Source organism: Crossiella sp. NPDC003009, from assembly GCF_053591555.1.
This window is the reverse complement of the sequence record NZ_JBSFUA010000038.1, coordinates 39,725-58,039: the sequence shown is the minus strand read 5'-3', so window position 1 is coordinate 58,039 and position 18,315 is coordinate 39,725. Positions and strand designations below refer to the sequence as shown.

The following is an 18,315-nucleotide window of genomic DNA, read 5'->3' as shown; positions in this document are numbered from 1 at the left end:
GGTCCAGTAAACTCAGTCCTGGACCGGTTCCAGCACGAACACCGGGATCTCCCGGTCAGTTTTCTCCTGGTACTCCGCGTACGGCGGGTAGGCGGCCACCGCGCGCTCCCACCAGAGCGCCTTCTCCTCGCCGGTGACCTCGCGCGCGGTGTAGTCCTTGCGCACCGGACCGTCCTGGAGCTCCACCAGCGGCTCGGACTTGACGTTGAAGTACCAGACCGGGTGCTTGGGCGCCCCGCCGAGCGAGGCCACCGCGGCGTAGGCCCCGTCGTGCTCGACCCGCATCAGCGGCGTCTTGCGGAGCTTGCCGGACTTGGTGCCCTTGGTGGTCAGGATGATCACCGGCAGGTCCATCATGGTGGTGCCCCTGGTGCCACCCGAGCTCTCGTACTCCTCGACCTGCTTGCGCACCCATTCGGTAGGACTGGGCTCGTACTCGCCGGTCAGCGGCATGCCACTGATCCCTTCACCTCGACAGCGTCGGTCATGGGGGCAACACCGGAACGGATCTTGACTATTCCGGGCGGCGCCGAGGTTCACCCGCCAGGAGGCCGCTGCCGCGACCGGCCTGACCGAGGCAGGGTCCCGGTCAGGCGGGACCGCTCAGCTCTCGGCCGGACCGGCCTGCACGGGGCCGACACGCAGGGTGTGCGCCTCAGCGAAGGCGTCCACCGGACCCTGCTTCCAGGGCAGCGTGGTGGAGCCGGGCCGCTGCGCCGGGAAGCCGACGGTGACGCTGGCCGGGGTCTGCTGCTGCTCGGGCGCGCCGATGCCGGTCCAGTGCAGCAGCACGTGCGCCGGCTTGCCCGAGGTGACGTACACCGGCCTGGCCTCACCGGTGTCCGGGACCATGGTGACGCTGGGCGCGCCGTTGAGGGTCACCGGCAGCGGGCCGGTCAGCTTGCAGGAGTTGCCGGGCTTGGCGGTGAACTGCAGCGAGGCGTACCGCTGGCCCGCGCCGGGCGAGCCGGCCACCAGGGTGGTGTCCAGCTGTCCCGCCTGGCAGGGCTGGTCGGTGGGGTTGGCCAGCGCCACACCCGCACCGAGCAGACCCGCGGCGGCGGTGGCGGCGAGCGCGGCCCCTGCGGCGAGGCCACGCCGGAGAATGTTGTTCATGACGATCTCCTTTACAGAACGCGCTGTACACAGGAGAAGACGCCACAGGGTGATCTTGGTGCATTCCGGGTGACATGTCAGACAGAGACGGGCATCACGCGGCCACGAAGCGTATAGGCGGCGGTCAGCGACCCCTGGCCTCGGTGGCGTCCCGGCGCACCTGGTCCACGTGGTCGGAGATGGCCAGCACCCGCTCGGCCAGCACCCGATGCCCGCCGGTCAGGTACGGGTAGGCCTCGATCAGCCTGGGCAGCAGCTTGGCGGTGTCGTCCTCGCCGAGCGCGTGGCCGACCCGGTCCAGCTGGGCCTGCCCGGCCCCGCCCTGCTCGCCCAGCGCGCTGACCTGCCCGGCCAGCTGGCGCAGCACCGCCGCGTTGCGCCGGGCCCAGGCGGCCACCGCGCGGTCGCCGGCGCGCTTGCCGCGTTCGGCGTCCACCCGGCCCTCCGCGGTGAGCCCCCCGGTGGCCGAGGGGCGCAGCCGGAGGAAGCGGCGTTCGGCGGCCTGCCTGCTGGCCACGCCCAGCGCGGGCGCGAGCGCGGCCCAGCTGGCGCCGTGGCCGCGGGCGGCGTTGATCAGCTCGGGCTCCCAGGCGCCCAGCTCCTCGCGCAGCTCGCGCAGGGCGGTGAGCGCGCCGAGCAGTCGCGGCACCTCGGCCTGCCCCGCTCGCGCGGCCAGCAACACCTCGCGGATCTCGGCCAGCGCGGTCTCCGGGTTGTCGTTCATGACGTCATCTTACCGATGACACACCACTTGTCATCACATCGATGACGCGCTACAGTGACGGTGCGCGTTGACACCAAACGGGGATCACAGGAGGTGGAACGATGTTGATGCGCACTGACCCGTTCCGGGAGTTCGACCGGCTCGCCCAGCAGTTCTTCGGCAGCCACCAGTCCGGAACCTGGTCCCGTCCAACGGCGATGCCGATGGACGCCTGCCGGGTGGGCGATGAGTTCGTGGTGTCCTTCGACCTGCCGGGCGTCTCCGCGGAGGCGATCGAGCTGGACGTGGAGCGCAACGTGCTGACCGTCAAGGCCGAGCGCCGTCCGACGGTCACCGGCGACAACGTCGAGATGCAGGTCGCTGAGCGGCCGCTGGGCGTGTTCTCCCGCCAGCTGTTCCTCGGCGACACCCTGGACACCGAGCAGATCAAGGCTGACTACGAGGCAGGCGTGCTGACCCTGCGGATCCCGGTCGCCGAACAGGCCAAGCCGCGCAAGATCGCCATCGGCGGCAAGCAGGGCGACCGCAAGCAGATCAACGCCTGATCCCGCGCACTGACGAACCGACACCGGGCGATGGTCCTGCGCGCGTCCAGCCGGGGCCATCGCCCGCTTTGGGCATTCTTTCGGAGGAGGTGTGCCGATGCCGGCCGAGGAGCTCACCCTGCCCGAGGAGGAGATCGAGCGCAGGCAGGCCGCGGCGGGCGAGGAGCTGCGCCGCCGGGCGGCCCGGCGGCGCCGCGAGATCGACCGGTTGCTGGTGCGCATCGCGCACGCGGTCAGGGAGTGACCGCCAGGAACAGGAAGGCGCTGAACACCATCAGGTGCACCGCGCCCTGCAGCACGGTGGCCCGGCCGGAGACCAGGGTCAGCGTGCCCACCGCGCCGGTGAGCGCGAGCAGCACCATCTCCTTGGCGCCCAGGCCCAGCACCAGCGGCCCGGTCAGCCAGATCGAGGCCACCGCGATGGCCGGGATGGTCAGGCCGATGCTGGCCAGCGCCGAGCCCAGCGCCAGGTTGAGGCTGACCTGGAGCCGGTCGCGCAGCGCGGCGCGGACCGCGGCCACCGTCTCCGGCAGCAGCACCAGCAGCGCGATCAGCAGACCCACCACGGTGCGCGGCGCGCCGAGGCCGTCCACCGCGGCCTCCAGCGCCGGGGACACCGCCTTGGCCAGGCCGACCACGCTGACCAGGCACACCGCCAGCAGGCCGAGGCTCACCCACGCGGTGCGCGCGCTCGGCGCGGGGGCGTGCTCGTCGGGGGTGCTGTCGGTCTTGGGCAGGAAGTAGTCGCGGTGCCGCTTGGTCTGCACGAAGACGAACACGCCGTACATGGTCAGCGAGGCGACCCCGGCGAAGGCCAGCTGCGGGCCGGTGAAGGTGGGCCCGGCGGAGCTGGTGGTGAAGGTGGGCAGCACCAGGCTCAGCGTGACCAGCGCCAGGGTGACCGCGAGCGCGCCACCGGAGGCGTGCGCGCGGAACTCCTGCACCCGGTGCCGCAGCGCGCCGGCCAGCAGCGCCAGCCCGACGATCCCGTTGCAGGTGATCATGATCGCGGCGAACACGGTGTCCCTGGCCAGGGTCGAGCTGTCCGGGCCGCCGGAGGACATCAGGGTGACGATCAGCGCGACCTCGATCACGGTCACCGCGATGGCCAGGATCAGCGTGCCGAAGGGTTCGCCGACCCGGTGCGCGACCACCTCGGCGTGGTGCACCGCGGCCACCACCGCCCCGCCGAGGGCGGCGCAGACGAGTATGAGCAGCACCGGGTTGAGGTCACGGCCCCAGGAGACCACCAGCAGCACCAGCGCCAGCGGCGGGACGAGCAGACTCCACCTGGGCAACGCGGCCGAGGTGTCGGGAGCGGTGTCGGTCGGCGGGTTCACACCTCGACCCTAATGTCCGGATTCCGTTCGCGCGCGGCCCAAGCGGGCCGCTGATCAGTCCACTGTGGTGTCCTCGGGCACACCGTGGGCCAGCGCGGCCAACACATCCAGGGCCGCGGCCAGTGCGCCGGGCGGCGGCGCGGACAGCGCCAGCCGCACCGCGTTCGGCGCGTGCCCTGGCACCACCGCGAAGGCCGCGGCCGGGGTGACCGCGATGCCCCTGCGGGCCGCGGCCGCGACGAAGGTCTCCGCCCGCCACGGCGCGGGCAGCCGCCACCACAGGTGGTAGGCACCTGGGTCCGCGGTCAGGTCGAACCCGGAAAGGTGTTGCGCGGCAAGGCGTTGCCGGTCCGCGGCATCGGCGCGCTTGGCCGCCTCGATGGCCGCGGCCGTGCCGTCGCCGAGCCAGCGCCGGGCCGCGGCCATGGCGAAGGCGGAACCGGCCCAGGCCCCGGACCGCAGCGCCGCCGCCAGCCGGTCGGCCACACCCGTTGGCGCCACGGCGAAACCCAGGGTCAGTCCGGGAGCCAGCCGCTTGGACAGGCTGTCCACCAGCACGGCGCGCTCAGGAACCAGCGCGGCCAGCGGCGGCGACTCCGGTTGCAGGAAGCCGTAGACGCCGTCCTCGATCAGTGGGATGTCGTTGCGGCGCAACGCTTCGGCCACCTCGGCCCGGCGAGGGCCGGACATGGTCGCGCCCAGCGGGTTGTGCAGGGTGGGTTGCAGGTAGACCGCGGCGAGTTCGGTCAGCCCGGCGGGCAGCACGCCGTGCTCGTCCATCGGCAGCGGCACCAGGGCGATGCCCAGGCGGGCCGCGATGCCCTTGACCACCGGATAGGTCAGCGCCTCCACGCCGAGCCGCCCGCCGGTGGGCACCAGCGCGGAGATCGCCGCGGCCAGGCCCTGCCTTCCGTTGCCGGGAAACAGGATCTGCCCGGGATCGGGCGTCCAGCCGCCACGGCTCAGCGCCGCCGCGGCGGCCTCGCGCAGCTCCGGATCGCCGGTCACGCCCACCGGGCGCAGCGCCCCAGCCAGCGCCTCCGGCCGGGCCAGTCCGGCCAGCGCGGCGGCCAGCCGCTCGGGCTGGCCCGGCAGGACCGGGAAGTTCAGCTCCAGGTCGACCGGCGCGGTGGCCGGTTCGGCCAGCGCCGGCGTCACCCCCGGCTCGGCGGCGCGCACGAAGGTGCCCCGCCCGACCTCGCCGGTGACCAGCCCGCGCCGCACCAGCTCCCCGTAGACCCTGGCCGCGGTGGAGGGGGCCAGCCCGCGCCGCCGGGCGAACTGGCGCTGCGGTGGCAGCCGGTCCCCCGGCCGCAGCCGCCCGCTGGCGATGTCGGCCGCGATCCGGTCCGCGATCACCCGGTAGTCCCGCATCATTGCTCCGAGCACATTGTTTTCATTGCACCGACTCAGTGCTCCGCTTAGCGTCTCATCCATGGAACTGAGCTTCAACGACCAGGGCTCCGGCAAGCCGGTCCTGCTGGTGCACGGCCACCCCTTCGACCGCTCGATGTGGCAGCCGCAGGTCTCCCACCTCACCGACCTCGGCTACCGAGTGATCACGCCTGACCTGCGCGGATACGGAGCCAGCCCAGTCGTCCCCGGTGTCACCGGCCTGGAGGTCTTCGCCGCCGACCTGGCCGAGCTGATGGACCGCCTCGGCATCGGGGACTTCGCGCTGGGCGGCCTGTCCATGGGCGGGCAGATCGTGCTGGAGTGCTACCGGCGGTTCCCGCACCGCGTGCGCGCCCTCCTGCTGGCCGACACCTTCGCCGAGGCCGAGACCGCCGAGGGCAAGGCCGCTCGCAACGCCCAGGCCGACCGGCTGCTGCGCGAGGGCATGGCCGGCTACGCCGAGGAGGTGCTGCCCAAGATGATCGCGCCCCAGGCCCCGCCGGAGGTGGCCGCGCACGTGCTGCGCATGATGCGCGCCGCCCCGCCCGAGGGCGCCGCGGCGGCCCTGCGCGGCCGCGCCGAACGCCCGGACTACCGGCCGCTGCTGTCCACGATCACCGTGCCCGCCCTGGTGGCGGTCGGCAGCGCGGATGAGTTCACCCCGGTCCGCGACGCCCGCACCATCCAGCAGGGCATCCCCGGCGCCACCTTGGTCGTCATCGACGGCGCGGGCCACCTGCCCAACCTGGAACGCCCGGCCGAGTTCAACGCCGCCCTGACGGACTTCCTGACCACCCACCTGGCCTAACGCGACCGGCCAGTCCTCGCATTACCGTCATCGCATGGCCTCTGACCTGCAACGACGTAAGATCAACGGCGTTTTCGCGGCCATGGACGCCGACGGCGACGGTTTCCTGGCGGAGCGCGACTTCCAGGCCCTGGCCACCCGCTGGAGCCGGCTGCGCGGCCCCGGCGACCACCAGCGCCTGGAGCAGATCATGCTCGGCTGGTGGTCCACCCTGCTGGCCGCCTCCGATGAGAACCGGGACGACAAGGTCACCCTGGCGGAGGTGCTGCTGGTGGTCGACCAGCTGCCCGCCATGCCCGAGGCGGTCACCGCGACCGCGGAGGCGATGTTCGAGGCGGTGGACGAGAACCAGGACGGCCTGATCTCCGCCGCCGAGTACCGCCAGCTGATCGAGGCCTGGAACGGCCGCCCCACCGACACCGACCCGGTCTTCCCCGCCCTGGACACCGACGGCGACGGCTGCCTCTCCCGCACCGAGTTCAGCGAACTGTGGCTGGAGTTCTGGGCCGGGGACGACGCGAACGCCCCCGGCACCCTGGTCTTCGGCCCGGTCTAGTAGTCGGTGGCGTGGCTCTCCACGACCCAGAGCGTGCCGCCGTAGGTGGGGTCCCCGCCGCTGCCGGTCTTCGGCTTGGCGTTGTAGCCCAGCGTCAGGAAGGTCCCGTTGGCGATCTCCACACTGGACGGGTTGGCCTGGTCGTAAGCGCCGGAGTTGTAGATCGGCACGACCTTGCCCTTGGTCCAGTTCGCGGTGGGGTTGCTGATCATCATGCCCGCGGTGGGCCGCCCGGTGCGGGACCGGTCGCCGTAGGTGAACAGCAGCTTGCCGCTGGCGGTCTTGAGCAGGTGGTGCGAGCTGGCGAGCACGTCGCTGAAGCTCTGGTAGCTGTACTGCGGGGTGGCGGTGTAGGGGTTCCAGCGCATCACGATCGCCGGGGAGGGGTCCCTGGGTTCGACGCCCGGCCTTTCCTGCTCGGCCCGCACCACCGCGACCACCGTGTCGCCGTACTGCACGAAGCTCGGCTCGCCGTACCACCGGCCCGCCGGGTTGCCGTTGGCGATCATCTGGTGCATCGAGGTCACCTGCAACGCGGAGTCGGCCCCTGGCCGGTAGGTGGCCCGGATGAAGTGCGCGCCGGCCTTGTGCCCGGCCGAGGACTCGCTGACGGTGTAGACCGGCAGCAGCACCTGGTTGACCTGGGATCCGCGATTGGCCAGCACGAGCGGGCTGCCGTGGTTGAGCAGCCCGGCCTTGACGCCGGGCACCTCGATCAGCACCGGGGCGCTGAAGTCGGCCTCGCCGGGTGTCCACATCGAGTAGTAGACCTGGCCGCGGTGCGCCAGGAAGAAGGTCAGCATCACCCGGCCGTCCGGCATCAGCGCCAGCTTGGGGTCGCGGGTGTCCTCCGTGGACAGGGTGCCCGGCTTCAGCGCGGGGACCGGCTTGCTCCACTCCCTGCCGTCGGCGCTGCCGACCGACATCTGGATGGTGCCCAGCGCGTTCTGGTGCGCCGTGGCCCGGTGCCACACCGCCAGCAGCTTGTTGTCCCGCAGCTTCAGCAGGTCCGGGAACCGTGCCTCGTACTCACCCGGCTCCCGCACGATGTCGCCCACAATGCCCACCGCGGCCGTCGCCGGCTGCGCCAGCAACCCGGTCAGCAGCACCGGCGCCAGCACAACCCCCAGCACGCGCCGCCAGACAACTCCGGTCATCCCCGTCCTCTCCAGAAACGCGCCACCGCCCGGCACGGGAGTCCGTGCCGGGCGGTGGCGACAAATGATGGTCAGACGGTGAAACCGAGCGCGCGCAACTGCTCGCGACCGTCGTCGGTGATCTTGTCCGGACCCCACGGCGGCATCCACACCCAGTTGATCCGCACGTCGTCCACCAGGCCCGGCCCGGTGAGCACCGCGCGGGTCTGGTCCTCGATGACGTCGGTCAGCGGACAGGCCGCGGAGGTCAGCGTCATGTCGATGATGGCGACGTTGTCCTCTTCCACGTGGATCCCGTACACCAGGCCCAGGTCGACCACGTTGATGCCCAGCTCGGGGTCGACCACATCGCGCATGGCCTCCTCGACATCGGCCACCAGGGGCAGCTCGGCCTTCTGCTCGGCGGGCGGCTCCGGCATCCCGGCCACCCCGCGCTGCACGTCCTGCTCCTGGACTTCCTGCTGTCCCTGGACTTCCTGCTTCTCGGCGCTCATCGTGCACCGGCTCCTTCCCCGACGACCTGCGCCACCGCGTCCTTGAATGCCATCCAGCCCAGCAGCGCGCACTTCACGCGCGCCGGGTACTTGGCTACCCCGGCGAAGGCGATGCCATCCTCCAGCACGTCCTCATCCGGTTCCACCTTGCCACGGCCCTGCATCAGCTCGCGGAAGGCCTCGTGCTTGGTCAGCGCCGACTCCACCGTGGTGCCCACCACCAGATCGGTCAGCACCGAGGTGGCGGCCTGGCTGATCGAGCAGCCCTGCGCGTCGTAGGAGACGTCGACGATCTTGGCCTCGCGGCCCTGACCCGCCAGCTGCACGCGCAGGGTGACCTCGTCGCCGCAGGTCGGGTTCACGTGGTGCACCTCGGCCTGGAACGGCTCCCGCAGGCCGCGCAGGTGCGGGTTCTTGTAGTGGTCCAGGATGATCTCCTGGTACATCTGCTGCAGCTGCATCAGGCGCTCACCCCGAAGAACCGCTGTGCCTCGCGCACCCCGTCCAGCAGCGCCTGGACCTCCTCGGGCGTGTTGTACAGGTAGAAGCTGGCGCGCACGCTCGCGGCCACGCCCAGCGCGCGGTGCAGCGGCCACGCGCAGTGGTGCCCGACCCTGACCTCCACGCCCAGGCTGTCCAGCACCTGGCCGGCGTCGTGGGCGTGCACCCCGTCGATGACGAAGGACACCGCGCCGCCGCGGTCCACCGCCTCCTCGGGCCCGATGATCCGCACGCCGGGGATCTCCTTGAGCCCGGCCAGCGTCAGCTCGGTGAGGTGGTGCTCGTGCGCGGCGACGTTGTCCATGCCGACCGCGCTGAGGTAGTCCACCGCCGCGCCCAGCCCGATCACCTGCGAGGTCATCGGCACGCCAGCCTCGAACCGCTGCGGCGGCGGGGCGTAGGTGGAGCCCTCCATCTTGACCAGCTCGATCATCGAGCCGCCGGTGATGAACGGGGGCATCGCGGAAAGAAGCTCGTGCCGTCCGTAGAGCACACCCACTCCGGACGGCCCGAGCATCTTGTGCCCGGAGAAGACCGCGAAATCCACTCCGAGCGCCTGGAAGTCCACCGGGGCGTGCGGCACCGACTGGCAGGCGTCCAGCACGGTGAACGCGCCCACCTCCCGTGCCTTGGCCACGATGGCGCTGACCGGGTTGACCGTGCCCAGCACGTTCGACTGGTGCGTGATGGCCACGACCCGGGTGTTGTCGTTGATCAGTTCGTCCACATCGGACAGGTCGAGCCTGCCGTCCGCGGTGACCCCGAACCAGCGCAGGGTCGCGCCGGTGCGGCGGCAGAGCTCCTGCCAGGGCACCAGGTTCGCGTGGTGCTCCATCTCGGTCACCAGGATCTCGTGACCGGGACCGACCATGAACCTGGCCGCCTCGGGACCGGAGGTGGCCGCGTTGCTCATCGCGTAGGCCACCAGGTTGACGCCCTCGGTGGCGTTCTTGGTGAACACCACCTCATCGACGCCGGCGCCGATGAACGCGGCGATCTTGGCCCGCGCCTCCTCATAGGCGTCGGTGGCCTCCTCGGCCAGCTGGTGCGCGCCGCGGTGCACGGCGGCGTTGCTGGTCTCCAGGAAGCGCCGCTCGGCGTCGAGCACCTGACGCGGACGTTGGGAGGTGGCCCCTGAGTCGAGGTAGACCAGCCGTTTGCCGTCGCGCACGGTCCGGCCCAGGATGGGGAAGTCGGCCCGGATGGCGGCGACGTCCAAAGGTGCGGCAACAGCTGTCACAGGGAGCCGCCTCCTTTCGCTGTCCGCATGTGGTGGTGGGTGTCGTCAGTACGGGAAACCGTTGCCGATCAAGGGAAATTCCCTCAGAGGGCGGCGGCCTCCGGCTTGCCCGCGTAGCGGACGTAGCCCTCGTTCTCCAGGCGCTCGGCCAGCTCCGCGCCGCCGGACTCGACGATGCGGCCACCGGCGAAGACGTGCACGAAGTCGGGGCTGATGTGCTTGAGGATCCGGGTGTAGTGGGTGATCAGCAGCACGCCCACCTCGCCGTCGGCCTTGAACCGGTTCACGCCCTCGGAGACCACGCGCAGCGCGTCGACGTCCAGGCCGGAGTCGGTCTCGTCCAGCACCGCGATCTTCGGCTTGAGCAGCGACAGCTGCAGGATCTCGTGGCGCTTCTTCTCACCGCCGGAGAAGCCCTCGTTCACCGAGCGCTCGGCGAAGGTCGGGTCGATGTCCAGGTCGGTCATCGCCGCCTTGACCTCCTTGACCCAGTGGCGGACCGCGGGGGCCTCGCCACGGACCGCGGTGGCCGCGGTGCGCAGGAAGTTGGACATGGACACGCCGGGCACCTCGACCGGGTACTGCATGGCGAGGAACAGGCCGGCGCGGGCGCGCTCGTCCACGCTGAGCTCCAGCACGTCCTCACCGTCGAGCAGCACCGAGCCGCTGGTGATCACGTACTTGGGGTGCCCGGCGATGGCGTAGGCCAGGGTGGACTTGCCGGAGCCGTTGGGCCCCATGATCGCGTGGGTCTCGCCGGCCTTCACCGTGAGGTTGACACCCTTGAGGATCTCCTTGTTCCCCTCATTGGTGACGACCTCTGCGTGCAGGTCCTTGATCTCCAGAGTAGCCATGGTCTTTCGTTTCTCCTGGTGGAAGCAGTCAGCGGTTCGTGGGGGTGGCCGGGTCCACGTAGACCTCGCCCTCGCGCACGCTCACCGCGTACACGTCGATCGGGTCGCTGGCCGGCGGGGTCAGCGGCTCGCCGGTGCACAGGTCGAAACCCGCACCGTGCAGCCAGCACTCGATGGCGCCGTCACTGACCTCGCCACCGTCGCTCAGGGTGACCTCGGCGTGCGAGCAGACATCGTGCAGCGCGTGCACCTGCTCGCCGAGGCGGACCAGCACGACCGGCGTGCCGTCCACCTCGGTGCCGTACGGTTTGCCCTCGGCCAGTTCGGCCAGCGGGCACACCCTGAACTCGGTCATGCGCCGACCGCCTCGAGCTCTGCCTCGATGGCGGCCTCAAGGCGCTCGCGGACCTCGGGCACGGTGATCTTGGCGAGGATCTCGCTGAAGAACCCGCGCACCACCAGCCGTCGCGCCTGCTCGACCGGGATGCCCCGCGCCTGCAGGTAGAACAGCTGCTCGTCGTCGAAGCGGCCGGTCGCCGACGCGTGGCCCGCGCCCTCGATCTCGCCGGTCTCGATCTCCAGGTTCGGCACCGAGTCGGCGCGCGCCCCGTCGGTCAGCAGCAGGTTGCGGTTGAGCTCGTAGGTGTTGGTCGCCTCCGCGCTCGCCCGGATCAGCACGTCGCCGATCCACACCGTGTGCGCGCCCTCGCCCTGCAGCGCGCCCTTGTAGACCACGTTGGAACGGCAGTGCGAGGCCGAGTGGTCGACGAAGAGCCGGTGCTCCAGGTGCTGGCCCGCGTCGGCGAAGTAGACGCCGAGCATCTCCGCGTCGCCGCCGGGACCGTCGTAGGTCACCGTCGGGGACAGCCGGACCAGGTCGCCGCCCAGGGTCACGGCGGTGTGCCGGAGCACCGCGTCGCGGCCGAGCTTGGCGTGGTGGCTGGCCACGTGCACCGCGTCGTCGGCCCAGTCCTGCACCGAGACCACGGTCAGCTTGGCGCCGTCACCGACGACGATCTCCACGTTCTCCGCGTAGACGCCGGAGCCGCGGTAGTCCAGCACCACGATGCCCTCGGCGAATGCCTCGGCGCGCAGCTGGATGTGCCCGTAGGCGGTCTTGTCCGCACCCGCGCCGGTCACCGTGACGATGGTGGCCGTGGTGGCCTTGGTGTCCTTCGGGAAGGTCACCAGGGTCGCCGACGGGTAGGAGCACCAGGCCTGGGCGGCGACCCGGTCGGCGGGCACGCCGGCCACGCCGAGGCGGGTGTCCCCGCGCTCGATGGTCTCCACGTTCACCTCGGGCGCGGCGGTGACCTCGACCGTGGTGGTCCCGTTGGCCGGGGCCGAACCGTCGTGCAGGTTGCGCAGGCGCTTGAGCGGGGTGAACCGCCACAGCTCCTCACGGCCGGTGGGCACCTCAAACGCGTTGACGTCGAACGAGGAGAACCACTCCGCGCGGGAGGCGTCAGGGACCACCGCACCCGCCCCGTGCGAGTGCGGCGTCACCCCTTCAACAATCGCAGTCATCAGCCGACTGCCCCTTCCATCTGCAGCTCGATCAGGCGGTTGAGCTCAAGGGCGTACTCCATGGGCAGCTCGCGCGCGATGGGCTCGACGAACCCGCGCACCACCATCGCCATGGCCTCGTCCTCGGTCAGGCCGCGGGACATCAGGTAGAACAGCTGGTCCTCGCTGACCTTGGACACCGTGGCCTCGTGCCCCATGGACACGTCGTCCTCGCGGACGTCGACGTAGGGGTAGGTGTCCGAGCGGCTGATCTGGTCGACCAGCAGCGCGTCGCACTTCACCGTGGAGGCGGAGTGGTGCGCGCCCTTGTTGACCCGGACCAGGCCGCGGTAGGAGGTGCGGCCGCCGCCACGGGCCACCGACTTCGACACGATGGTCGAGGAGGTGTGCGGGGCGAGGTGGGTCATCTTGGCGCCGGCGTCCTGGTGCTGGCCCTCACCGGCGAAGGCGATGGAAAGCACCTCGCCCTTGGCGTGCGGGCCCATCAGCATGACGGCCGGGTACTTCATGGTCACCTTGGAGCCGATGTTGCCGTCGATCCACTCCATGGTCGCGCCCTCTTCGGCCTTGGCGCGCTTGGTGACCAGGTTGTAGACGTTGTTCGACCAGTTCTGGATCGTCGTGTAGCGGCAGCGGCCGCCCTTCTTCACGATGATCTCCACGACCGCGGAGTGCAGCGAGTCGGAGGAGTAGATCGGAGCGGTGCAGCCCTCGACGTAGTGGACGTAGGCGTCCTCGTCGACGATGATCAGCGTCCGCTCGAACTGGCCCATGTTCTCGGTGTTGATCCGGAAGTAGGCCTGCAGCGGGATGTCCACCTTGACGCCCTTGGGCACGTAGATGAACGAGCCACCGGACCACACGGCGCCGTTGAGCGCGGAGAACTTGTTGTCCCCGTGCGGGATCACCGAGCCGTAGTACTCCTGGAACAGCTCAGGGTGCTCCTTGAGCGCGGTGTCGGTGTCCTGGAAGATGACGCCCTGCTCCTCCAGGTCCTCGCGGATCTGGTGGTAGACGACCTCGGACTCGTACTGCGCGGCGACACCGGCGACCAGGCGCTGCTTCTCCGCCTCCGGGATGCCCAGGCGGTCGTAGGTGTTCTTGATCTCCTCGGGCAGCTCCTCCCAGCTGGTGGCCTGCTTCTCCGTGGAGCGCACGAAGTACTTGATCGAGTCGAAGTTGATCCCGGTGAGGTCGGCGCCCCAGTGCGGCATCGGCTTGCGCTCGAAGAGCTTCAGGCCCTTGAGCCGGGACTCCAGCATCCACTCGGGCTCGCCCTTGCGCGCGGAGATGTCGCGAACGACCTCCTCGCTCAGGCCACGTCGAGCGGTCTCGCCGGCCGTGTCCGAGTCGGCCCAGCCGTACTCGTAACGACCAAGGGTGGCGAGCGTCTCCTCCTGGGTCATGGGCTCCGTGGTGGGACGCTGCTCGGCAGCGGCAGTCATGCGGGCTCCCCTCCGTCCGGGATCCGTGCGGTCTGGCCCGGCACCGGTTTCTCGGCCGGTTCCGGACGCGTGGTGGTGGTGCCCGCCGTCGGCGGGACCGGGTCGTTCTGGGAAACCGCCACGGGGATCAGCGGCAGGTGCGTGGTGCACACCGCGTCTCCCCTGGCGATGGTCGCCAGGCGCTGCACGTGCGATCCGAGCAGCTCGGCGAACGCCGTGGTCTCGGCCTCGCAGAGCTGCGGGAACTCGGCAGCGACGTGCGCGACCGGGCAGTGGTGCTGGCAGAGCTGCTCACCGTGGCCGACGCGGCGCGTCGAGGCAGCGTAACCCTCGCTGCTCAGCGCCCGCGCGAGGGCCTCGGCCCTGCGCACCGGGTCGGAAATGGACAACACGACCTCGCGGTGCCGGTCCACCAGGGTGGCGATCCGGCGCTCGGCGAAGGCGCGTACCGCGTCCTCCCCGCCGAACTCGGCGAGGTAACGCAGCGCGGCCACAGCCAGGTCGTCGTAGGCATGCCCGAACTGCGCGCGGCCACTCTCGGTGAGCAGGAACAGCTTGGCCGGGCGGCCCCGTCCCCTCGGCTGACGCCGCGAGGCCTCCCTGGTGCTCACTTCCTTGTCGGCCAGCAGCGCGTCCAGGTGCCTGCGCACCGCGGCCGGGCTGAGGCCGAGCTCCTCGGCGATGCTCATGGCGGTCATCGGCCCCTGCTCCAGCAGCTGCTTGGCGACCGCCTGCCGGGTGCGCCCATCAGCACGTTCCGCCTCGTGGGCGGACCGCTGCGGGGTCCCGGCGTTTTTCACAACACAAGTCTTGCTTATTTCCCCGCAACCGGCAAAGGCGGGGTGGCGGGAGGTGACCCGACTCACCCCCCATGCCTACGCACTACCCTTCCGGATGTGTCGTCCGGCGAGGTGGGCAGCGGTGTCAGTGGATCAGTGGTGGAAGGGCGACCGGCAGAACTAGGCCGGTCCAGCCACGGCCGTCCGGCCGGGCTGAACGAGGCCGAACAACGGCAGCTGGACCTGGTGCGCCGGTTCGGCACCCTCGGCTCGCTGCTGATGGCCGCGGGGGCGATCGGCGCAGGCGCCGCGCCGGTGGTCAACCCGTTCCAGGACTTCCCGGTGCTCAACCTGTTCATCCGGGTGGGCACGGTGTCCATGGCCGCGGTCTACACCGGCATGGGCCTGCTGATCGTGTCCTGGCTGTGGCTGGGCCGCTTCGCCAGCCCGGGCCGGGCGCGGCTGGTCTCCCGCTCGCAGATGGACCGCACGCTGATGATGTGGCTGGTCCCGCTGAGCCTGTCGCTGCCGATGTTCAGCCGGGACGTCTACAGCTACCTGGCCATCGGCGAGATGGCCGCGCGCGGCTTCGATCCCTACACCCAGGGCCCGGCCGAGACCCTCGGCGTGGACCACCCGCTGACCAGGGGCGTGCCCAACATCTGGCGGGACACACCCTCCCCGTACGGGCAGGTCGGCCTGGCCATCGGCCGCGGCATCGCCAGCCTGGTGGGCGACCACCTGATGGTCGGCATCCTGCTGCACCGCCTGCTCGCCCTGGCCGGCATCGCCATGATCGTGTGGGCGCTGCCCCGCCTGGCCCGCCGCTTCGGGGTGCCCCCGGTGGCCGCGCTCTGGCTCGGCGCCGCCAACCCGCTGGTGCTGTTCCACCTGGTCAGCGGCGTGCACAACGAGGCGCTGGCGATCGGCCTGATGCTGGCGGGCTTCGAGTTGGCGCTGTCCCGCTCGGTCATCCTGGGCACTGTGATCATCACCACCGCGGCGCTGGTGAAGCTGCCCGCGGTGCTCGCGCTGGGCTTCCTCGGCGCGGTGCTGGCCCGCCGGATGGGCGGGGAGTTCCGCGACCTGGTGCGCGTCACGATCAAGCTGCTGATCGTCTTCGGGCTCACCCTGGCGGCCTTGACGCTGGTCACCGGCATCGGATTCGGCTGGATAGGCGCGCTGGACGTGCCCAACATCGTCAAGACCTTCAAGTCCCCGACCACCGCTCTGGGCATGGCCGCGGGCGGCGTCGGCATCCTGCTCGGCGTCGGCAACCACATCGACTCGGCCATCCTGATCGGCCGCGGCCTGGGCTACGTGATCATCGCGATCATCTGCGCCGCGCTGCTGTGGATCGCCTTCCGCACCCGCCAGCCCGGCCGCAACTCCCTGACCGCGCTGGGCATCGCGCTGGGCTGCGTGATGCTGCTGGGCGCGGTGGTGCACCCCTGGTACATGATCTGGGCCGCCATCCCGCTGGCCGCGGCCACGAACTCGCGCCGGTTCCGCACCGCGGCCATCGTGCTCAGCATCGTGCTCGCGGTGCCCGACCCGCCACCCGGCATGACCTACGAGGGCCGCGCCTACGTCATCCCGCTGTCGGTGATCGCGGGCCTGATCATGTGCGCCCTGCTGGTCTGGGCGGTCCGCAAGCACATGCCCGAACCCAACAACGGCCGGAAGCGTGTCCTGTTCTGAAACCCGCCGTCCGGGTGACCCCGCTCTCGGCCTAGGCTTGGCTCTCGTGCGCCCGGATCTCGACGACCCAGCTGTGGCGATCACCGGGCTGGTCAAGCGATACGGCTCGACGGTCGCGGTCGACCACCTCGACCTGACCGTCCCGCGTGGCCAGGTGCTGGCCCTGCTCGGCCCCAACGGCGCGGGCAAGACCACCACCATCGAGCTGTGCGAGGGCTTCCTCCGCCCAGACGCCGGCTCGATCAGGGTGCTCGGCCTGGACCCTGCCACCGAGGCTGACCGGCTGCGCCCGCGCATCGGCGTGATGCCCCAGGGCGGCGGCGCCTACCCCTCGGTCCGCGCCGACGAGATGCTCCGCCTGGTCGCCACCTGCTCCGCCGAGCCCCTGGACGTGGAATGGCTGCTGGACGTCCTCGGCCTGACCGAGTCCCGCCGCACCCCGTTCAAGCGCCTCTCCGGCGGCCAGCAGCAGCGCCTGGCCCTGGCCTGCGCCATCGTCGGCCGGCCGGAGCTGGTCTTCCTGGACGAGCCCACCGCCGGCATGGACCCCCAGGCCCGCCGACTGGTCTGGGAGCTGATCGGCGCCCTGCGCGCCGACGGCGTCACGGTCCTGCTGACCACCCACCTGATGGACGAGGCGGAGGGCCTGGCCGACCGGGTCGCCATCGTCGACCACGGCCGCGTCGTCGCCGAGGGCACCCCGGCCGAGCTGACCAGCGGTGAACCAGACCACCAGCAGCTGCGTTTCCGTTCATTGCCGGGCCTGAACCTGACCCTGCTGACCGCGGCCCTGCCCGAGGGCTGCCGGACCAGCGAGCCCCGCCCCGGCGACTACCTGGTGGAGGGCACGATCACCCCGCAGGTGGTCTCCACGGTGACCTCGTGGTGCGCCCAGCACGGGGTGCTGGCACATGAGCTGACGGTGGCCCGCCGCAGCCTTGAGGACGTGTTCCTCGACCTGACCGGACGGGAGCTGCGCTCATGACCGCCACCATCCGATTCGCCCCAGGCACCTTCCGCCCCAACCCGGCCCCCGGCGCCCCCCTGCGCATGCTGGCCGCCCAGTCCGGCACCGAGCTGCGCCTGCACCTGCGCCACGGCGAACAGGTCCTGCTCACCCTGTTGATCCCGCTGGCCCTGCTCATCGGCCTCACCCTGCTGCCGATCCTCCCCCTGGCCGAACCCCGGGTAGCCACCATCGCCCCCAGGATCATCGCCCTGGCCGTCATGTCCTCAGCCTTCACCGGCCAAGCCATCGCCCTGGGCTTCGACCGCCGCTACGGCGTGGTGAAGAGACTGGCCGCCACCGGCGTGCCGCGCTGGATGCTCCTCTCCGGCCGCATCCTCGCCGTTCTGGGCGTGGTAGCCGTGCAACTCCTGCTCATCACCCTGGTCGCCACGGCCCTCGGCTGGCGCCCCGCTCTGGCAGGCCTGCTCCCGGCTCTACTGCTGACCCTCCTGGGCGCCCTCACCTTCGCCGCCCTCGGCGTCCTCCTGGGCGGAGCCCTCCGCGCCGACATCGTGCTGGCCCTGGCCAACATCATCTGGTTCGCCCTGCTCCTCGGCGGCGGCGTGGCCCTGCCCACCGCCCAGCTCCCCGGCGCCTGGGCCGACATCGCCGCCTACCTCCCCACCGCCGCCCTGGCCGACAGCCTGCACACCGTCACCGCCACCGGCTCCTGGCCCAGCGCCCAACCCGTCCTGGTGCTCGTGGTGTGGGGCGCGGCAGCCACCACCCTGGCCTGCCGCACCACCAAACTCAGCTGATCCACACCGCCACAAACCACTCCAGCGGCCCCACCCAGGCAAACGCAACTGCCCCGGGCGGCCCACTCACCCGGACGCCCGCAGCTCTCCTCGGTGAACTCGCCCAACTCCAGCGAGCCCACGCACTCCCCTGCCCCCAAGACCGACTCAGCCAGGCCCCGCGAACAGCCACGCCCGCTGTCCCGACGACTGGCCGATCGAGCCACCCGCCCGACGCAGGGCGCGTAGCAACCGCTCCACCTCAGCTCCAGCCATCCGCGCCGCCCAGCCAAACCGAGCCATTCGCGCCGCCCTGGGCGAACCCAGCCATCTTCGGCCGCCACAGGGCGAGCCGGTCATCCCTCGGCGGCCTCGGGACAGCCGACC

At 71.1% G+C, this 18,315-nt stretch carries 21 protein-coding genes; 7 read left to right on the top strand and 14 right to left on the bottom strand.

Annotated elements, in window-relative coordinates; genetic code table 11:
- Positions 1–12: 12 nt before the first annotated feature.
- The 3 genes from ACWDY5_RS30695 to ACWDY5_RS30685 all read right to left on the bottom strand — a co-directional run bounded on the left by ACWDY5_RS30695 (position 13) and on the right by ACWDY5_RS30685 (position 1,840).
- Positions 13–453, bottom strand: coding sequence for a nitroreductase family deazaflavin-dependent oxidoreductase (locus tag ACWDY5_RS30695; RefSeq protein ID WP_449725625.1), 441 nt, complete (start codon positions 451–453; stop codon positions 13–15).
- 150 nt (positions 454–603) lie between these two features.
- Positions 604–1,116 carry a DUF4232 domain-containing protein gene (locus tag ACWDY5_RS30690; RefSeq protein ID WP_449725624.1) on the bottom strand — a complete coding sequence of 171 codons (513 nt, stop codon included), beginning with the start codon at positions 1,114–1,116 and terminating at the stop codon, positions 604–606.
- Positions 1,117–1,240: 124 nt separating this feature from the next.
- Complete coding sequence (locus ACWDY5_RS30685) at positions 1,241–1,840, bottom strand: HSP18 transcriptional regulator (protein WP_449725623.1); 600 nt, start codon at positions 1,838–1,840, stop codon at positions 1,241–1,243.
- Between the two features lie 101 nt (positions 1,841–1,941).
- On the opposite strand from ACWDY5_RS30685, the gene ACWDY5_RS30680 reads away from it, so the two are divergent.
- Together ACWDY5_RS30680 and ACWDY5_RS30675 are read left to right on the top strand one after the other, a co-directional pair.
- Complete coding sequence (locus tag ACWDY5_RS30680) at positions 1,942–2,385, top strand: Hsp20/alpha crystallin family protein (protein ID WP_449725622.1); 444 nt, start codon at positions 1,942–1,944, stop codon at positions 2,383–2,385.
- 97 nt (positions 2,386–2,482) lie between these two features.
- Complete coding sequence (locus ACWDY5_RS30675) at positions 2,483–2,629, top strand: hypothetical protein (RefSeq protein ID WP_449725621.1); 147 nt, start codon at positions 2,483–2,485, stop codon at positions 2,627–2,629.
- Here ACWDY5_RS30675 and ACWDY5_RS30670 read toward each other — a convergent pair.
- Both ACWDY5_RS30670 and ACWDY5_RS30665 read right to left on the bottom strand, forming a co-directional pair.
- Positions 2,619–3,725, bottom strand: a complete 1,107-nt coding sequence (locus ACWDY5_RS30670; protein WP_449725620.1) for a calcium:proton antiporter — start codon at positions 3,723–3,725, stop codon at positions 2,619–2,621. The genes ACWDY5_RS30675 and ACWDY5_RS30670 overlap by 11 nt on opposite strands.
- Positions 3,726–3,779: 54 nt before the next feature.
- Positions 3,780–5,099, bottom strand: coding sequence for an aminotransferase-like domain-containing protein (locus ACWDY5_RS30665; protein ID WP_449725653.1), 1,320 nt, complete (start codon positions 5,097–5,099; stop codon positions 3,780–3,782).
- Positions 5,100–5,160: 61 nt separating this feature from the next.
- Between ACWDY5_RS30665 and ACWDY5_RS30660 the strand changes: the two genes are divergently transcribed.
- Together ACWDY5_RS30660 and ACWDY5_RS30655 are read left to right on the top strand one after the other, a co-directional pair.
- The gene (locus ACWDY5_RS30660; RefSeq protein ID WP_449725619.1) at positions 5,161–5,928 is read left to right on the top strand and encodes an alpha/beta fold hydrolase; all 768 of its coding nucleotides are present in this window, start codon (positions 5,161–5,163) and stop codon (positions 5,926–5,928) included.
- 34 nt (positions 5,929–5,962) lie between these two features.
- On the top strand, positions 5,963–6,484 hold the full coding sequence (locus ACWDY5_RS30655) for an EF-hand domain-containing protein (RefSeq protein WP_449725618.1): 522 nt from the start codon (positions 5,963–5,965) through the stop codon (positions 6,482–6,484).
- Here ACWDY5_RS30655 and ACWDY5_RS30650 read toward each other — a convergent pair.
- The 9 genes from ACWDY5_RS30650 to ACWDY5_RS30610 all read right to left on the bottom strand — a co-directional run bounded on the left by ACWDY5_RS30650 (position 6,481) and on the right by ACWDY5_RS30610 (position 14,502).
- Complete coding sequence (locus ACWDY5_RS30650) at positions 6,481–7,641, bottom strand: sialidase family protein (RefSeq protein WP_449725617.1); 1,161 nt, start codon at positions 7,639–7,641, stop codon at positions 6,481–6,483. The two genes, ACWDY5_RS30655 and ACWDY5_RS30650, sit on opposite strands and share 4 nt — an antisense overlap.
- A gap of 71 nt (positions 7,642–7,712) precedes the next feature.
- Positions 7,713–8,135: a metal-sulfur cluster assembly factor gene (locus ACWDY5_RS30645; protein WP_449725616.1), complete on the bottom strand. Its 423-nt coding sequence runs from the start codon at positions 8,133–8,135 to the stop codon at positions 7,713–7,715.
- On the bottom strand, positions 8,132–8,596 hold the full coding sequence (gene sufU, locus ACWDY5_RS30640; protein ID WP_449725615.1) for a Fe-S cluster assembly sulfur transfer protein SufU: 465 nt from the start codon (positions 8,594–8,596) through the stop codon (positions 8,132–8,134). Before sufU ends, ACWDY5_RS30645 begins: the two co-directional genes overlap by 4 nt.
- On the bottom strand, positions 8,596–9,876 hold the full coding sequence (locus tag ACWDY5_RS30635; protein WP_449725614.1) for a cysteine desulfurase: 1,281 nt from the start codon (positions 9,874–9,876) through the stop codon (positions 8,596–8,598). The genes sufU and ACWDY5_RS30635 overlap by 1 nt, the downstream gene beginning before the upstream one ends.
- 83 nt (positions 9,877–9,959) lie before the next feature.
- Positions 9,960–10,730: a Fe-S cluster assembly ATPase SufC gene (gene sufC, locus ACWDY5_RS30630; RefSeq protein WP_449725613.1), complete on the bottom strand. Its 771-nt coding sequence runs from the start codon at positions 10,728–10,730 to the stop codon at positions 9,960–9,962.
- 28 nt (positions 10,731–10,758) lie between these two features.
- Positions 10,759–11,085, bottom strand: a complete 327-nt coding sequence (locus ACWDY5_RS30625) for a Rieske (2Fe-2S) protein (protein WP_252481705.1) — start codon at positions 11,083–11,085, stop codon at positions 10,759–10,761.
- Positions 11,082–12,257 (bottom strand): Fe-S cluster assembly protein SufD, encoded by a 1,176-nt coding sequence (gene sufD, locus ACWDY5_RS30620; RefSeq protein ID WP_252481704.1) that lies wholly within the window; start codon positions 12,255–12,257, stop codon positions 11,082–11,084. Before sufD ends, ACWDY5_RS30625 begins: the two co-directional genes overlap by 4 nt.
- Positions 12,257–13,702, bottom strand: a complete 1,446-nt coding sequence (gene sufB, locus ACWDY5_RS30615; RefSeq protein WP_252481703.1) for a Fe-S cluster assembly protein SufB — start codon at positions 13,700–13,702, stop codon at positions 12,257–12,259. Before sufB ends, sufD begins: the two co-directional genes overlap by 1 nt.
- Positions 13,699–14,502: a helix-turn-helix transcriptional regulator gene (locus ACWDY5_RS30610; RefSeq protein WP_449725612.1), complete on the bottom strand. Its 804-nt coding sequence runs from the start codon at positions 14,500–14,502 to the stop codon at positions 13,699–13,701. The genes sufB and ACWDY5_RS30610 overlap by 4 nt, the downstream gene beginning before the upstream one ends.
- Before the next feature lie 96 nt (positions 14,503–14,598).
- Here ACWDY5_RS30610 and mptB point away from each other — a divergent pair, with 96 nt between their 5' ends.
- Genes mptB through ACWDY5_RS30595 form a run of 3 tightly spaced genes read left to right on the top strand, consistent with a single transcriptional unit; the run spans position 14,599 to position 17,949 of the window.
- Positions 14,599–16,182 carry a polyprenol phosphomannose-dependent alpha 1,6 mannosyltransferase MptB gene (gene mptB, locus ACWDY5_RS30605; protein ID WP_449725611.1) on the top strand — a complete coding sequence of 528 codons (1,584 nt, stop codon included), beginning with the start codon at positions 14,599–14,601 and terminating at the stop codon, positions 16,180–16,182.
- A gap of 46 nt (positions 16,183–16,228) precedes the next feature.
- A complete protein-coding gene (locus ACWDY5_RS30600; RefSeq protein WP_449725610.1) occupies positions 16,229–17,167 on the top strand; it encodes an ABC transporter ATP-binding protein in 939 nt (312 codons plus the stop codon).
- A complete protein-coding gene (locus tag ACWDY5_RS30595) occupies positions 17,164–17,949 on the top strand; it encodes an ABC transporter permease (protein WP_449725609.1) in 786 nt (261 codons plus the stop codon). Before ACWDY5_RS30600 ends, ACWDY5_RS30595 begins: the two co-directional genes overlap by 4 nt.
- The last annotated feature ends 366 nt before the right edge of the window (positions 17,950–18,315 follow it).

What these genes read in the sequence shown, in the direction of transcription:
- sufC (WP_449725613.1), bottom strand. Translation starts at nt 10,730, where the DNA reads ATGGCTACTCTGGAGATCAAGGACCTGCACGCAGAGGTCGTCACCAAT.
- ACWDY5_RS30665 (WP_449725653.1), bottom strand. Translation starts at nt 5,099, where the DNA reads ATGCGGGACTACCGGGTGATCGCGGACCGGATCGCGGCCGACATCGCC.
- ACWDY5_RS30660 (WP_449725619.1), top strand. Translation starts at nt 5,161, where the DNA reads ATGGAACTGAGCTTCAACGACCAGGGCTCCGGCAAGCCGGTCCTGCTG.
- sufB (WP_252481703.1), bottom strand. Translation starts at nt 13,702, where the DNA reads ATGACTGCCGCTGCCGAGCAGCGTCCCACCACGGAGCCCATGACCCAG.
- ACWDY5_RS30680 (WP_449725622.1), top strand. Translation starts at nt 1,942, where the DNA reads ATGTTGATGCGCACTGACCCGTTCCGGGAGTTCGACCGGCTCGCCCAG.
- ACWDY5_RS30655 (WP_449725618.1), top strand. Translation starts at nt 5,963, where the DNA reads ATGGCCTCTGACCTGCAACGACGTAAGATCAACGGCGTTTTCGCGGCC.
- ACWDY5_RS30690 (WP_449725624.1), bottom strand. Translation starts at nt 1,116, where the DNA reads ATGAACAACATTCTCCGGCGTGGCCTCGCCGCAGGGGCCGCGCTCGCC.
- ACWDY5_RS30695 (WP_449725625.1), bottom strand. Translation starts at nt 453, where the DNA reads ATGCCGCTGACCGGCGAGTACGAGCCCAGTCCTACCGAATGGGTGCGC.
- ACWDY5_RS30645 (WP_449725616.1), bottom strand. Translation starts at nt 8,135, where the DNA reads ATGAGCGCCGAGAAGCAGGAAGTCCAGGGACAGCAGGAAGTCCAGGAG.
- ACWDY5_RS30595 (WP_449725609.1), top strand. Translation starts at nt 17,164, where the DNA reads ATGACCGCCACCATCCGATTCGCCCCAGGCACCTTCCGCCCCAACCCG.
- ACWDY5_RS30685 (WP_449725623.1), bottom strand. Translation starts at nt 1,840, where the DNA reads ATGAACGACAACCCGGAGACCGCGCTGGCCGAGATCCGCGAGGTGTTG.
- sufD (WP_252481704.1), bottom strand. Translation starts at nt 12,257, where the DNA reads ATGACTGCGATTGTTGAAGGGGTGACGCCGCACTCGCACGGGGCGGGT.
- ACWDY5_RS30675 (WP_449725621.1), top strand. Translation starts at nt 2,483, where the DNA reads ATGCCGGCCGAGGAGCTCACCCTGCCCGAGGAGGAGATCGAGCGCAGG.
- ACWDY5_RS30625 (WP_252481705.1), bottom strand. Translation starts at nt 11,085, where the DNA reads ATGACCGAGTTCAGGGTGTGCCCGCTGGCCGAACTGGCCGAGGGCAAA.
- ACWDY5_RS30650 (WP_449725617.1), bottom strand. Translation starts at nt 7,641, where the DNA reads ATGACCGGAGTTGTCTGGCGGCGCGTGCTGGGGGTTGTGCTGGCGCCG.
- sufU (WP_449725615.1), bottom strand. Translation starts at nt 8,596, where the DNA reads ATGCAGCTGCAGCAGATGTACCAGGAGATCATCCTGGACCACTACAAG.